Origin of the sequence: Methylophilus medardicus (assembly GCF_006363955.1) — a bacterium.
In the GTDB taxonomy this organism is placed as follows: domain Bacteria; phylum Pseudomonadota; class Gammaproteobacteria; order Burkholderiales; family Methylophilaceae; genus Methylophilus; species Methylophilus medardensis.
Genome location: NZ_CP040948.1, coordinates 168,707 through 183,596, shown reverse-complemented (window position 1 = coordinate 183,596; position 14,890 = coordinate 168,707). Strand labels below are relative to the sequence as shown.

Here is a 14,890-nt window from a genome sequence, read left to right as displayed (position 1 = left end):
CTCCTCTTTGGTTACTTTCTGGGGGGCAAGCACCAGAAAGTGACTCGCCATCAAGGCGAAAAGCAACCGATCCCAGTCCTGCCACCAAAATAAACACTAAAAAGGACCTTCTCCACGCATCAAAAAAACAAAAAAGGCGCACCTCTCAGCACGCCCTTCTCGCTCAATCCACAAATCCAATTACCCAAGGTTAGGCGATAACCACCGCTCCAACCAAGCCTTATCAACATTGCGCCGTTTTGCCATGTCTTCCACCTGGTCATTGCCGATTTTATCCACACTAAAATAGCGTGACTCAGGGTGCGCAAGGTAGAAGCCGCTGACAGCTGCCGCAGGCATCATGGCATAGCTGTCGGTGAGTTGCATCTCAATTTCGCTAGCCTGTAGCACCTCAAACATTTGTGCTTTGACCGTATGGTCCGGACATGCCGGGTAGCCCGGTGCGGGTCGGATACCTTGATACTGCTCTTTGATTAACGCAACTTTGTCTAAGGCTTCACCTGCGGCATAGCCCCAAAAGTCTTGGCGCACGCGCTCATGCATGTATTCTGCAAAGGCTTCAGCAAAGCGGTCGGCCAGAGACTTAAACATAATGGCATTGTAGTCATCGTGCTGTTTTTCAAAGTCGGCCAGGCGTTTTTCCATGCCGAGCCCTGCGGTCACAGCAAACAGGCCGATGTAATCCTCAATGCCTTTCGGCGCAACAAAGTCAGCCAGACACTGATTGGGACGCGCCACGCCGTCAATCACTGGTTTTTCGGTTTGCTGACGCATGCCATACCAAGTGAGCGCAACCTGCGTGCGCGACTCATCGGTATAAATTTCGATATCGTCACCGTTGACCTGGTTGGCAGGCAACAAGGCGATCACGCCGTTGGCGGACAGCCAGCGACCATCAATGATGCGTTTGAGCATGACTTGCGCCTCGGCAAACACTTTGGTGGCTGCGTCGCCGACGATCTCATCGCTGAGGATGGCGGGATAAAAGCCGGCCAGATCCCAGGTCTGGAAAAACGGGCCCCAGTCGATGTATTGCGCGATTAAGGCGAGGTCGATATTTTTAAACACGCGACGTCCGATGAACTTCGGCTTAATGGGCGCGTGGTCCCCCGTAAACGTGACCTTTGTCGCGTTAGCGCGCGCATCGGCCAGCGGTAGCATGGGCACGCCTTTTTTGTTGGCATGCTGATGGCGGGCTTTTTCATAATCGGCCTGAATCTCGGCCAGATAGGCGCCACGGGTGTCGGGTGAGAGCAGATTTTGCATCACACTGACCGAGCGCGAGGCATCAGGCACATAAATCACCGGGCCCTGATAGTTGGGGGCTATTTTGACCGCCGTGTGTGCGCGTGAAGTGGTCGCCCCACCAATCAGTAAAGGCGTTTGGTTTTCGACAAAATGCGGGTCGCGCTGCATTTCTTTGGCGATATAAGCCATTTCTTCGAGTGAGGGCGTAATGAGCCCACTCAAGCCGATGATATCGGCGTTTTCGGCTTTGGCCATGGCTAGAATCTCCGCCGCCGGCACCATCACCCCCATGTTCACCACTTCAAAGTTGTTGCATTGCAACACCACTGAGACGATGTTTTTGCCGATATCGTGCACATCGCCTTTAACCGTGGCAATCACTACCTTGCCTTTGGGCTTAGCAACTTTGCCCGTGCGGCGCTCTTCAGCGGCCTTTTCTTCTTCAATAAATGGGATCAGATGCGCGACGGCAGATTTCATCACCCGTGCCGATTTGACCACTTGCGGCAAGAACATTTTGCCTTGGCCAAACAAGTCACCCACCACGTTCATGCCATCCATGAGCGGGCCTTCAATGACGTGGATGGGGCGACCGCCCTTGCTCATGATGTCCTGACGGACCTCTTCGGTATCGGCGACGATGTAGTCGGTAATGCCATGCACCAGCGCATATTCTAGGCGCTTGCTCGCAGGCACTGGCGTCTCAGGGCTGCCGCGCCAGACGAGCGTCGCCTCGGCTTTTTTGCCCCCCGCCACCAGCGTACCGGCCATTTCGATCATGCGCTCGGTCGCAGCCAGTGGATTGTCAGGGTCCACCGGGCGATTGAGCACCACGTCTTCTACACACTCACGTAACTCGGCGGGAATATCGTCATACACACCGACCATGCCGGCGTTGACGATGCCCATGGTCATGCCTGCTTGAATGGCGTGGTAAAGGAATACGGTGTGTATCGCCTCACGGGCGGGTTCATTACCGCGGAAGCTGAAACTAACGTTGGAGACGCCGCCAGAAATACGGGCATACGGCAGATTTTGCTTGATCCAACGCGTCGCCTCAATAAAATCGACCGCATAATTGTTGTGCTCTTCGATGCCGGTGGCGACCGCAAAAATATTCGGATCAAAAATGATATCTTCGGGCGGAAAGCCCATGCCCACCAGCATGTCATAGGCGCGCTTACAAATTTCGATTTTGCGCGCATAGGTATCTGCCTGACCGGTTTCATCAAACGCCATCACCACCACGGCGGCGCCGTAGCGTTGACATAGTTTGGCCTGGCGTAAAAATTCTGTTTCGCCCTCTTTCATCGAGATCGAGTTAACGATTGCTTTGCCCTGCACGCATTTCAGGCCGGCCTCGATCACCGCCCATTTAGAGGAGTCGATCATGATCGGCACGCGCGCAATATCGGGCTCTGAGGCGACCAGATTCAAAAAGTGCGTCATGGCCTTGACCGCATCCAGCATGCCTTCATCCATGTTGATGTCGATGACCTGCGCGCCGTTTTCAACCTGCTGTCTCGCCACACTCAGCGCTTCTTCATATTGCTCATTGATAATCATGCGCGCAAACGCTTTGGAGCCAGTGACGTTGGTACGCTCCCCCACATTGACGAACAAGGATTGATCGTCGATGACAAATGGCTCCAGACCAGACAGCTTGGTGGTCACTGGCAGTGTCGGCACCTGACGCGGTGGCAGGTCTTTGATCGCGGTGTAGATCGCGTTGATATGGTCTGGCGTGGTGCCGCAACAGCCGCCCGCAATGTTAATAAAGCCGCTTTCTGCAAACTCTTTGACCAGGCTAGAAGTCACATCCGGCGTTTCATCAAAGCCGGTATCCGACATCGGATTCGGCAAACCGGCGTTGGGGTAAATGCAGACGAAGGTATCCGCCACTTTGCTGAGTTCGTCAGCATAAGGGCGCATCAGGGTGGCGCCGAGGGCGCAGTTGAGGCCCACAGTGAGCGGTTTGACATGGCGCACGGAATGCCAGAAGGCAGTGACGGTCTGGCCGGACAAGATACGCCCGGAGGCATCGGTCACCGTGCCTGAGATCATGATTGGCCAAGTTTTGCCTTGCTCATCAAAAAAGCGCTCAATGGCAAACAGCGCGGCTTTACAGTTGAGCGTGTCGAAAATGGTTTCGACCATGAGGATATCAGCACCGCCTTCTACCAAACCGCGGATCTGCTCCAGATAACTGCTCACCAACTGATCAAAACTCACGTTACGCGCTGCGGGGTCATTCACATCGGGTGAAATCGAGGCGGTTTTGGGCGTGGGGCCCAATGCCCCTGCCACAAATCGCTGCTTGTCCGGCGTGCTGTATTTGACACAGGCAGCCTTGGCCAGCTTGGCGGCTTCGACGTTCATCTCATACACCAAATGTGCCATGTGATAATCGTCTTGGGCCACGCTGGTGGCGCCAAAAGTATTGGTTTCGATGATGTCTGCGCCTGCTGCCAGATATTTTTCGTGAATTTCCTGAATCACCTGTGGCTGCGTCAGTGTGAGCAACTCATTGTTGCCTTTGACGAATAACTCGCGCTCACCGGCAGGACCCTGAAAGTCCTGAAACCGCGTGCCACGATAATCGGCCTCGGTCAGCTTGTATTGCTGGATCATGGTTCCCATCGCACCATCGAGTATCAGAATGCGCTTGGAAAGCGCTTCACGTAACCAACGTTCGGTGGCAGAGATCGGCAGTGGCGTCATGCGTATCAACTTGAAAACAAAAGCGTTATTTTATCACAAGGCAAGGAACGACCCTGCCCTGTGGGCGATTAGAAATTAAAACGAAGCGTGGTCATCCACACATGATTTTCACGGTCTACCGTGCGTGTATTAACGTATTGATGCAGATAGCCCGATTCAAGATTAGAAACGTCGCTAAACCGCCATTGCGCACCGATAAAAAAACGGTTTTGATCAATCCCGCGCCGGGCGCCCCACTCCGTCTGGTTGAGTTGTATAAATAACTCATTAGAGGCAACCCATAACCACTGAGGATGACCGGACACCGGCGTGGTCATGCGCACCATTTGCCGCCATCGATGGCCAATTTCATCAAAGTCTTCGCGCCGCCGCTGCTCTAAGCGGGTGCGGCTTGTGAAAGTGAGGTCAGCGACCGCATCAAACTGGTATTGAAACTGCTCCCATAAACGATTTTCGCGCTGCGCCGATTGCCCATCGGGATGACTGACAACAGTGTCATAGCCCAGCCAGACACTGCTTTTCGGGTCAAATTTATAAAAAACGGCTGGCCGCAGAATCAGCTGATCAAAGTGCTGCCCTTCATTGCGCCAGCGCGGCTGCATGTCCATGCTCCAGTACAACTGCTCCGCCGGCAATTTGCCTTGCGCATACACACTAAACCAGTAGCGGCCATCTTGCTCGGTATCCGCATGGGCGGGCAACAGGCCGCTCAGCGCGAGCAACACGAAAACATTGGCGAATCGGAAAAATGACATTAACATCGCGGCATTCTGTGGATAAACAAGGGCGATTAACGCTGCCCGGATACGTTAGGGGATCGCATGATATCAGGTTTGGTTCAACTCTTTTTGTGGCAAGGTCTGGGTGAGTTGTTGAGTAAGTTCTTTTTGCCTGGCATTCCCGGCCCCGTGCTTGGCCTACTCTTATTGTTAGCGTTTTTATGTTTTAAAAAGCAAGTGCATCCAGATCTGGCATTCGTGGCCGACAGTTTTCGCCAGCATCTGGGATTGCTGTTTGTGCCTGCCTCGGTGGGTGTTGTGCTGTTTTTACCTGAGCTGCAAACCCATGCATTAGCTGTCGGCACGTCTTTGCTAGTGAGTGTGGTGCTGACCATCGCGGTGACGGCCATTGTGCTGAAGGCGTTTTGGTTCTTCTCGCTCAAGCGTCACAAGGGGCATCGTCATGAATAAGCGTATTCCGATTACCGACATCTGGGTCTACTTATCCGGCGACCCACTGTTTGCCCTGATCATCACCTTGGCCACTTACCAACTGGGTTATCTGCTCTATGTACGCGCCAAACGTAACCCTTTGGTCAATCCGGTAGCCATATCAGTCATCTTCACCTGCATCATCATTGAGGCATTGGAGATGCCTTATGAAAAGTACTTCGAGGGCGCGCAGTTCGTGCATTTTTTACTGGGGACAGCGACGGTGGCATTAGCGGTGCCCATCTATAACGGCTTCAAACGCATGCAGGGCAAGATTTTTCATATCTGGGTCGCGCTCACCGTTGGCAGTACGGTGTCCATTGCCAGCGCAGTCAGCATTGCGCGCTGGATGGGCGCTTCGGATAATATTGTTGGCAGCATGTATGCCAAGTCGGTCACCGCCCCGATTGCCATGGGGATTGCCGAGCGTTTAAATGTGTCTCCGACCATGACCGCCGTGTTCACGGTGATCACCGGCATGTTGGGGGCTATTCTGGCGCCTTACATTCTGAATGCGGTGAAAGTCCATCAATGGTGGATACGCGGCACCGCCATTGGGGTGGGGGCGCATGGCCTTGGCATCACCCGCGCCTTTAGCGTCAACGAAGAAGCCGGGGTATTTGCCAGCATGGCCATGGGCCTGAATGGCGTGATCAGCGCGATCGGCCTACCCATTGTGCTCACCTACTTGCGGCCACATCTGGGTTTTTGAGCGGTTTTACATCGCCGGTGAGCGTCACAATCGCCTTGAAACTGACAGCCAGCTTACATTTGGCGAATTTATCAGAACTGCATCGCCTAGCGTATTGTCATTCCCGTGGTAAAAGCGTTTAATGTAAGCATTGTAAATCGCATTTATCGCGATAGACCAAAGCGACTGTTGATCGCTACAGAAATGACGCGTGATCTCCGTAAATACACTTATGCATAAACATTTAAATACCGCTGCATTACAGCTCAGACTGTGGGTCGTCACAGTGCTGTTGGCGATGCTCGGCTTTGCATTAGTCGCGGAGTTTTCTGACCACTCTAGCTACAGTGACGATACGGTTCGCGTGCGGGTGGCAGAAATCATTGAATACACCGCCGATGGTGAACCCCCTTTCACGCCGGTCATCCCACTCATTTCTACCATCGCAAGCCTCCCCGTTGCTTGCGTGATTCTGTTTGCATTGCTGGCTTTGCCTCGCCGCCGCGTGATTCCACGCCCGGTCGTTGTTCGCCACCTGCAGTCGCGCGCCCCACCCCGCTAGCACACAGGTATCTTCCGCGTATGCGCTTCGCATGTCGCCGTGGATTGCCGCCTTTTCCTCTCTGCTGATTGCGTACCACCCATGCCCGTTAAGGCCCAAGCCTTAAGCGTGCTTGTGATTCATAGCCAAGAGAGGCTAGGCTGACCATCCAGCAGCAAGCGCACAAGCCACCAAGCACCTGTTTTTGCAAGAATCCCTCTTCATTTTTAAGATAAGAACACACTATGATTAAACAGCACTTAATCGTTATCGGCTTGCTTGGCGCGCTACTCAGCGCTTGTCATCAAGAGGAGGCGCATGAAGAAGCGACGCCAAAACTCGAAGTCACCACCCCATGGCGCAAAGACACCATGATCACCAAAGAATATGTCTGCCAGATTCATGCGATTCAGCACATTGAGCTGCGCGCGCTTGAACGCGGCTACCTGCAAGACGTGTTTGCTGGCGAAGGCCAGGTCATCAAACAGGGCCAACCGATGTTCAAGATCATGCCCAATGTGTATCAGGTCGATTTGCTCAAAGCACAAGCAGAAGCCAAGACCGTGCAAATTGAATATGAAAACACCAAAGCCTTGGCCGAAAAAAATATCGTGTCGCCAAATGAGCTGGCGCTGGGTAAAGCCAAGCTGGATAAAGCCAATGCCGAAGTACAGTTGGCGCAGACGCACCTGAATTTCACCAATATTAATGCCCCTTTTACCGGCATTATGGATCACTTGTTGGTGCGAAAAGGCAGCTTGCTGGATGAAGGCGACTTATTAACCACCTTGTCTGACAACAGCCGCATGTGGGTGTATTTTAACGTGCCAGAGGCCGAATATCTGGACTTTAAAATCCATCAGAAACAAGAAAAAGGGGTGCCGGTAAAACTGCGTATGGCCAACGGCGCGCTGTTTGATCAAGCAGGTGCGATTGAAACGATTGAAGGCGATTTTGACAACAAAACCGGCAACATCGAGTTCCGCGCTGACTTTCCCAACCCGCACAGTCTGTTACGCCATGGCGAAACAGGCACGATTTTGCTCGAAGTGCCGTATCCAAACGCATTATTGATTCCGCAAAAAGCCACCTTTGAAGTGCTGGATAAAACCTTTGTGTACGTTGTCAACAAAGACCACAAAGTGGAACAGCGCATGATTCAGATCGCTGCAGAACAGCCGCATTTATTCATTGTGAAGTCCGGCCTCAAAGACAGCGATACCGTATTGCTGGAAGGCTTGCGCCGCGTTAAAAACGGCCAAAAAATCAACCTGGATTACAAAGCACCTGAAAAAGTCATTCCAGAGCTGGAACTGTACGCAGAATAAGGCTTAGGCCGCCCTCACACGAAAGTGACGCATCCATGTTAAATATCTTTCTCCGACGGCCAGTGATGGCGATAGTCTTATCGCTGGTCATGATTTTTTTAGGGTTTTTATCCATTAAAACCCTGCCTATTTCGCAGTTTCCTGAAATTGCCCCGCCGCGCGTCATTGTAACGCTGGCTTTTCCTGGCTCTAGTGCCGATGTGTTGGTGCAATCCTCGCTGATTTCTATCGAGCGCGCCATTAACGGTGTGCCGGGCATGAAATATATCGTGTCGGATGCTACCAGTGCGGGTGAAGCCACCATCCAAGTCATTTTCGACTTGGGCGTCGATCCAAACGCCGCCATGGTGCTGGTGAAAACCCGGCTCGATCAGGTCATGAGTAAACTGCCGCCGCTGGTGCAGCTAGAAGGGGTGATCGTGAACACGGTACAGCCCAGCATGCTGATGTACGTGAACTTATACAGTAAAGATAAAAACGCCGACGAGAAATTCCTGTTTAACTATGTCAACGTCAGCGTGATTCCTGAAATCCAACGCGTACATGGGATTGCACAGGCGCAAAACCTGGGTAGCCGCCAGTTTGCGATGCGGATTTGGCTCAACCCCGAGCGCATGCGGGCTTACAAAGTATCGACCAAAGAAGTGATGGATGCGATCAGTAGCCAGAGCATCATTGGCCGCCCCGGTCGCTTGGGTCAGAGCTCGGGTATTTATGCCCAATCTAAGGAGTATGTACTGGTCTACAAGGGCCGTTATAACAAGCCTGAAGAGTATGGCAACATCATCATTCGCGCCGATTCAAACGGTGAGATTCTGCACTTACGCGATGTGGCTAAAGTCGAGCTGGGCAGTGAGTTTTTTGATATCTACTCGAATAAAGATGGCTACCCTTCTGCCGCCATCGTCCTTAAGCAAAACTATGGCACCAATGCCAGCGAAGTGATTGCCGACGTCAAAACCAAAATGGAAGAGCTGAAACAAAGCTTTCCGGCAGGCATGGACTATGAAATCAATTATGACGTGTCTAAGTTCCTCGACGCTTCGATTGAAAAAGTGATCCACACCTTGGCAGAGGCCTTCGTGCTGGTCGCGTTGGTCGTGTTTATTTTTCTGGGGGATTGGCGCTCGACCCTGATCCCGACCCTCGCGGTGCCTATCTCGCTGATTGGTGCGTTTTTTGTCATGAAGGCATTCGGTCTCAGTATCAACTTGGTCACACTGTTCGCGCTGGTGCTCGCGATTGGCGTGGTGGTAGATGATGCGATTGTGGTGGTAGAAGCGGTACATGCCAAAATGGCCTCAGACCATGTTGGCCCCTACATTGCAGTGCAGCGCGTGCTGGGTGAAATCGGCGGCGCGATTGTAGCGATCACCATGTTGATGACCTCGGTATTTATCCCGATCACGTTCATGCCGGGGCCAGTCGGCGTGTTTTACCGCCAATTTGCCATTACCATGGCCTCCTCTATTGTGCTGTCGGGGATTGTGGCCCTGACTTTGACGCCGGTGCTGTGCGCCATGATTCTTAAAGATACGCATGGCCAACCCAAACGCAAAACACCCATCTCGCTGTTTCTCGATGGCTTTAACTGGTTATTTGAAAAAGTCACCGGGCGCTATACCAACTTTCTTGAAAAAGTGGTGACCCTACGGTCGGTGACTTTTATTGTGTTGGCCCTGTTTTCTGTTGGTATTTTCTTTGTCGACAAAACCTTGCCAGCGGGGTTTATTCCTGGTGAAGATCAGGGCATGATTTATGCGATTATCCAAACGCCGCCCGGCTCAACGCTCGAGACGACGAACAAGGTAGCGCGTCATTTACAAACGCTGGCCAAGCAAGTCGAGGGGGTGGAGTCAGTCTCCTCACTGGCCGGTTATGAGGTGTTGACGGAAGGGCGCGGCTCAAACGCCGGTACCTGTATTATTAACCTCAAAGATTGGTCAGAGCGTAAACAGTCCGTGAAGCAGATCATTGCTGAATTGGAAGAAAAAACCAAAAACTTTGGTGCTGTGGTGGAATACTTTCAACCGCCGGCCGTGCCGGGGTATGGTGCAGCTTCTGGCTTATCACTGCGTCTGCTCGACAAAACCACCAGTGCCGACTACTACGTGTTCGACAAAATCAACAAGGAGTTCATGCAAAACCTCGGTAAGCGTAAAGAGCTGACCGGCCTGTTCACCTTTTATGCGGCCAACTATCCGCAATATGAGTTGGTGATTGATAACCAATTGGCCATGCAGAAAAAAGTATCGATCTCTGATGCCATGGACAATCTGGATATCCTGATCGGCAGTACCTACGAGCAAGGCTTTATCCGCTTTAACAACTTCTTCAAAGTCTACACGCAGGCCGGGCCTGAGTTCCGCCGCTATCCGAGTGATGTTTTAAACTATTTTGTGAAAAACGAGGACGGTGAAATGGTGCCTTATTCTGCCTTCATGACCATGAAAAAACGTCAGGGCCCTAACGAAATCACGCGTTATAACCTGTATAACTCTGCCGCCATCCGCGCTGAACCAGCCCCAGGCTACACCACGGCTGCGGCAATTAATGCGGTGAAAGAAGTGGCGCGTGCCACCCTGCCTAAAGGCTACGACATCGCATGGGAAGGCTTGTCCTATGACGAGGAAAAACGCGGCAATGAAGCCTTGATGATTTTCCTCGTCGTGCTGGTGTTTGTGTACATGGTACTGGCTGCGCAGTATGAGAGCTTCATCCTGCCATTTGCGGTGATTCTGTCGCTGCCCGCGGGTATCTTTGGTTCGTTGTTTCTACTCAAAATCATGGGATTGGCGAACGATATTTATGCACAGGTCGGCCTGATTATGTTGATTGGCTTGTTAGGTAAAAACGCCGTGCTGATTGTCGAGTTTGCCGTACAGAAACATAGCCAGGGGATGTCTATCCGGGATGCGGCGATTGAAGGGGCCAAAACCAGGTTCCGTCCAATTTTGATGACTTCATTTGCCTTTATTGCCGGCCTGATCCCATTGGTGATTGCCACCGGCGCGGGCGCCGTCGGTAACCGTACCATCGGCACCTCTGCGATGGGGGGCATGCTGTTCGGCACCCTGTTCGGGGTGGTGGTGATTCCGGGCCTTTATTACATTTTTGGCACGCTGGCAGATGGCAAATCGCTGATCCGTAAGGAAGAGACCGAACCACTGACCGAGACCTACAAATACAACTCCCATCAGGATGATGATGATGAAGAATAAGCGTTTACAATGGCTGGTGGCAGGGGCAGTGGCTTTGATGCTGCAGTCCTGCGCCATTCCCTTAATCAATAGCAAGCAGGCAGACACCAGTTTGCCCACGCAATATCAGGAAACCGTGACCCCTGCCGGCAATAGCGCCAGCGTCAAGTGGCAGGACTTTTTTGACGATCCGAATCTGGTGTCTCTGATAGACACTGCCGTCAATAACAACAAAGAAATCCACATCATGGCGCAACGGATCAGCGTTGCGCAAAATGAAATCCAAGCGCGTAAAGGGGAGTACTTACCATTTGTCGGCATCGGCGCCAGCGCTGATAAAGAAAAAGTGGGCAAATACACGCGTAATGGCGCCGTCGAAGAAAACTTGGATATCCGCGACGGCCGCTCCAACCCTCGATTCCTAGGCAACTACCAATTTGGTTTGGTAGCTTCTTGGGAGCTGGATGTATGGAAAAAACTGCGCAATGCGACCAAGGTAGCGGTAATGGAGTACATGGCCACCATTGAAGGTAAAAACTTTTTAGTGACCAATCTGGTTGCCGAGGTGGCGCATGCTTATTACGAGCTGATCGCGCTCGACAACGAACTGCAAACCTTGGATCAAAATATTCAGATTCAGCAAAACGCACTCTCGGTGGTCAAAGCGTTGCAGCAATATGCGCGCGCCAACTCATTGGCGGTGAAACGGTTTGATGCGGAAGTGAAAAAAAACCAGAGCCGCCAATACGTGCTGAAACAAAGCATTGTAGAAACCGAAAACCGCATCAATTATTTGTTGGGTAGAACACCGCAACCAATTCAGCGGGCATCGGCGGACTTTATGGCCATGCAAAACAAAGTGATGCAAACCGGCGTGCCTTCTGAACTCCTCTCCAATCGTCCGGATATCCGTCAGGCCGAACTGGAGCTATCTGCCGCCAAGCTGAATATTGATGTGGCGAAAGCCAATTTTTATCCTTCGTTCTCTATTCGAGGCGGGTTGGGTTTTCAGGCATTTGATCCCAAATACTTGCTGAATATTCCAGCCTCGGTGATGGCATCGTTTGGTGGTGAACTGGTGGCGCCTTTGATCAACCGAAATGCGATTGAAGCACAATACAAGAGTGCCAATGCGATGCAGATTCAAGCCGCGTATGACTACGAGCAAAAGATCATCAACGCTTACATGGAAGTGGCTAATCAGGTGGCGAACATCGACAATCTGGATAAAAACTACCAGTTGAAAAACAAGCAGGTAGAAGCCTTAACCCAGTCGATTGATGTCGCGAACCAGTTGTTTAAAGCCGCCCGCGCTGACTACATGGAGGTGCTATTGACCCAACGCGATGCCTTAGATGCCAAAATGGAGTTAATTGAAACCAAACAGCAACAAATTGCCGCGGTGGTAGATTTATATCGTTCACTGGGCGGCGGTTGGCAATCGGCGGACAGCGCGAACGCCAAGCCATAAGGTAATTTGCGCCAACCAACAAAAAGAAGCCCCCGTGGGCTTCTTTTGTTTTTGGGGTGGCCTAATCAGTGACCGGCATCGACCAGCCGTCGATGCGGCCTGAATCCTCGCACACTGCGCAACGAATGTCGCATGGCCGCAATGGGGCTTAATGCAACTGTGATAAATGCAGATCGCGCAATTTGGGCGCTTTAATGGCCGTCACCGCCACCACGGCAATGGTCATACAGCCACCAAACACCACCGATGGTACCAAGCCCATCAGCCGCGCGGTGAGGCCAGATTCAAATGCGCCTAACTCATTCGACGAACCGATAAAAATACCGTTGATGGCAGAGACGCGTCCACGCATATTGTCCGGTGTGGCTAATTGCAAAATGGTTTGCCGCAAAACCACAGAAACCGCATCCATCATGCCGGAAATCGCTAGGATGACAATCGCCAGCCAATAGGTGTCGCATAAGCCAAAGGCAATCATACTTAAGCCAAACCCAGCAACCGCTAACAACAGCCAGCGGCCACTGTGCTCATGGATCGGATGCTTTGCCAGCCACAGGCCCGACACGATGGCGCCAATCGCTGGTGAGGCGCGTAACACACCCAATCCTTCAGGCCCCATTTGGTACACATCATGCACAAAGGCTGGCAGCATGGCGACCGTCCCGCCAAACAGCACGGCAAACATATCCAGCAATTGTGCGCCAAGCACGACTTGGGTGCGTTGCACAAAGCGCAAGCCCTCGCCGATGCTGGCAAAGACCTTCATCGGTTCGTGACTGCGGTGTTCTTTGACCCGCAACATCATGGCCGCCAGCGCGGCGCTCAGCGCTAACAATGCCGCCAAGCCGTAGGTGATCGATTTGTCGGCAAAGCCGATCAGCAGGCCGCCAATCGCCGGGCCGACAATCAGGCCGATCTGGAACATGGAGCTGCCGATGCCCGAGGCTTTAGCAATCGAGGCACGTGGAATGATCAAGGCGAACAAGGTGTTATAGCTTGGCGAAATCAAGGCACGGGCAAAACCTGTCAGCGCCACAATGCCATAAATCCACCACACGGTATGCGCGGACTGGTGTTGCGTGACCACCACCAACAAGGCTGCGTTCAAGGCCAGAAACAAAGCGGAGACCGCGGCAAAACCACGGCGAGAAAAGTAATGATCCACCGCATGGCCAGCAAACAGTGCACTGCCCATATAAGGGATCACCTCGGCCAAACCGATCAAGCCGAGCGACCAGGGATCATGCGTCAACTCGTAAATATGCCAACCAATGGCGACCATCATCATCTGATACGACAGCACCATCAAGATACGAAAAGCCAACAACTTGGGAAACGCAAAGCCCTGATGGGCAAGAATCTGACGGACGGATAAGGACATAGCCTCAATTATACGCTATCCCCTTGCATGGCAGATTGTCTCGGAATCCCCTACAATACGACGACGGGTGCAGTGAATCAGGCAGTAGGCGGCAACGCTGATGAGCCGTCGTTGACTCCGTGCGACCCTGCCGATATAGATGGAGCGCACCCGCCCTAACACACTGTCCGACGAGGAGCGCCCCGCAAGATGCGTGACTTTTTTCGATATTTTGTGCTTTTCATGCTGTTAACCCTGCCCATCGCGGGCAACACGCGTGAAGTCATGCAGCTGTGGGTCACGGTCGATTGGGAGGGCTTGTGGCTGCAAGAGGACAATCTGCAAGCCATGCAAAAATTTAGGCAACAGTTCCCGCATATTCCCCTGTTACATCTAATTAACCCGGTTTATTTTATCCAGCCCGGCGTCAATCGTGCGCAAATCGGCAGCCAGATACGCAGCACGTTATTGCCGCAAGACACCATTGGTCTGCATCTTCATCCCATGCGCAGACTGGTGGAATATTGCGGCATTCGCTACCAACCGGGGCCATCGATTGCCGATATCGATGAGCAATGCGCGCAAAGCAGTTGCGGCCATTCGGTCAGTCTAGAGTTTGCCTACAGCCAGACCGAACTTACCGAGCTGGTCAATTGCGCCAGTGCCATGCTAGTGAGTAATGGCTTCAACCGACCACGGCACTTTAGGGCCGGGGCTTGGCAATTAGGACCAAAATTGCAAGCCGCGCTAGAGGCCAACCAGTTTTTATGGGATAGTTCACGGATTGATGCGCAGTTATTAACCACACGCTGGCATCGCGACAGCCCACTGATCAAAATGCTACAACAATTACACGCACACACCGCGCAGCTTAACCAACCCTATGCGCTAGGCTACCAACTCATGGAATACCCCAACAATGCCGCGCTGGCCGACTACACCAATAGCAAACAATTGCTGGCCCTATTCGAACAACACTTAGTGGCGCATGAACCGGTGATGGTGATGGGCTTTCATCAAGAGTCTGCTGCAGACTATCTGCTGCGTTTGGAGCGTGCCATCCCACGCATGGAGCAACTAGCCAAACAAAAAAACGTGACCATTGAGTGGATGCCATAA

At 52.4% G+C, this 14,890-nt stretch carries 10 protein-coding genes; 7 read left to right on the top strand and 3 right to left on the bottom strand.

Annotated features, from left to right (window positions below):
• Positions 1-180: 180 nt before the first annotated feature.
• The gene (metH, locus tag FIT99_RS00815; protein ID WP_140002041.1) at positions 181-3,969 is read right to left on the bottom strand and encodes a methionine synthase; all 3,789 of its coding nucleotides are present in this window, start codon (positions 3,967-3,969) and stop codon (positions 181-183) included.
• A 68-nt stretch (positions 3,970-4,037) separates the two neighbouring features.
• On the bottom strand, positions 4,038-4,724 hold the full coding sequence (locus tag FIT99_RS00810) for a DUF2490 domain-containing protein (protein ID WP_140002039.1): 687 nt from the start codon (positions 4,722-4,724) through the stop codon (positions 4,038-4,040).
• Between the two features lie 66 nt (positions 4,725-4,790).
• Here FIT99_RS00810 and FIT99_RS00805 point away from each other — a divergent pair, with 66 nt between their 5' ends.
• The 6 genes from FIT99_RS00805 (at position 4,791) to FIT99_RS00780 (ending at position 12,411) form a co-directional block, all read left to right on the top strand.
• Positions 4,791-5,159 carry a CidA/LrgA family protein gene (locus FIT99_RS00805; protein ID WP_140002037.1) on the top strand — a complete coding sequence of 123 codons (369 nt, stop codon included), beginning with the start codon at positions 4,791-4,793 and terminating at the stop codon, positions 5,157-5,159.
• Positions 5,152-5,892, top strand: a complete 741-nt coding sequence (locus FIT99_RS00800; RefSeq protein WP_140002035.1) for an LrgB family protein — start codon at positions 5,152-5,154, stop codon at positions 5,890-5,892. The genes FIT99_RS00805 and FIT99_RS00800 overlap by 8 nt, the downstream gene beginning before the upstream one ends.
• 211 nt (positions 5,893-6,103) lie before the next feature.
• Entirely contained in the window at positions 6,104-6,433 is a 330-nt protein-coding gene (locus tag FIT99_RS00795) for a hypothetical protein (RefSeq protein WP_140002033.1), read from the top strand.
• A 224-nt stretch (positions 6,434-6,657) separates the two neighbouring features.
• Positions 6,658-7,740 carry an efflux RND transporter periplasmic adaptor subunit gene (locus FIT99_RS00790; RefSeq protein WP_140002031.1) on the top strand — a complete coding sequence of 361 codons (1,083 nt, stop codon included), beginning with the start codon at positions 6,658-6,660 and terminating at the stop codon, positions 7,738-7,740.
• 35 nt (positions 7,741-7,775) lie between these two features.
• Entirely contained in the window at positions 7,776-10,961 is a 3,186-nt protein-coding gene (locus tag FIT99_RS00785; protein ID WP_140002029.1) for an efflux RND transporter permease subunit, read from the top strand.
• Positions 10,951-12,411, top strand: a complete 1,461-nt coding sequence (locus tag FIT99_RS00780) for a TolC family protein (RefSeq protein WP_140002027.1) — start codon at positions 10,951-10,953, stop codon at positions 12,409-12,411. The genes FIT99_RS00785 and FIT99_RS00780 overlap by 11 nt, the downstream gene beginning before the upstream one ends.
• A 148-nt stretch (positions 12,412-12,559) precedes the next feature.
• Here the strand turns inward: FIT99_RS00780 and FIT99_RS00775 are convergent, their stop codons facing one another.
• A complete protein-coding gene (locus FIT99_RS00775) occupies positions 12,560-13,792 on the bottom strand; it encodes an MFS transporter (RefSeq protein WP_140002025.1) in 1,233 nt (410 codons plus the stop codon).
• Between the two features lie 222 nt (positions 13,793-14,014).
• On the opposite strand from FIT99_RS00775, the gene FIT99_RS00770 reads away from it, so the two are divergent.
• On the top strand, positions 14,015-14,890 hold the full coding sequence (locus FIT99_RS00770; protein WP_223261228.1) for a hypothetical protein: 876 nt from the start codon (positions 14,015-14,017) through the stop codon (positions 14,888-14,890).

Bases quoted from the DNA above. Each gene is read 5' to 3' on its own strand.
- metH (WP_140002041.1), bottom strand. From the start codon at position 3,969: ATGACGCCACTGCCGATCTCTGCCACCGAACGTTGGTTACGTGAAGCG.
- FIT99_RS00810 (WP_140002039.1), bottom strand. From the start codon at position 4,724: ATGTCATTTTTCCGATTCGCCAATGTTTTCGTGTTGCTCGCGCTGAGC.
- FIT99_RS00805 (WP_140002037.1), top strand. From the start codon at position 4,791: ATGATATCAGGTTTGGTTCAACTCTTTTTGTGGCAAGGTCTGGGTGAG.
- FIT99_RS00800 (WP_140002035.1), top strand. From the start codon at position 5,152: ATGAATAAGCGTATTCCGATTACCGACATCTGGGTCTACTTATCCGGC.
- FIT99_RS00795 (WP_140002033.1), top strand. From the start codon at position 6,104: ATGCATAAACATTTAAATACCGCTGCATTACAGCTCAGACTGTGGGTC.
- FIT99_RS00790 (WP_140002031.1), top strand. From the start codon at position 6,658: ATGATTAAACAGCACTTAATCGTTATCGGCTTGCTTGGCGCGCTACTC.
- FIT99_RS00785 (WP_140002029.1), top strand. From the start codon at position 7,776: ATGTTAAATATCTTTCTCCGACGGCCAGTGATGGCGATAGTCTTATCG.
- FIT99_RS00780 (WP_140002027.1), top strand. From the start codon at position 10,951: ATGAAGAATAAGCGTTTACAATGGCTGGTGGCAGGGGCAGTGGCTTTG.
- FIT99_RS00775 (WP_140002025.1), bottom strand. From the start codon at position 13,792: ATGTCCTTATCCGTCCGTCAGATTCTTGCCCATCAGGGCTTTGCGTTT.
- FIT99_RS00770 (WP_223261228.1), top strand. From the start codon at position 14,015: ATGCTGTTAACCCTGCCCATCGCGGGCAACACGCGTGAAGTCATGCAG.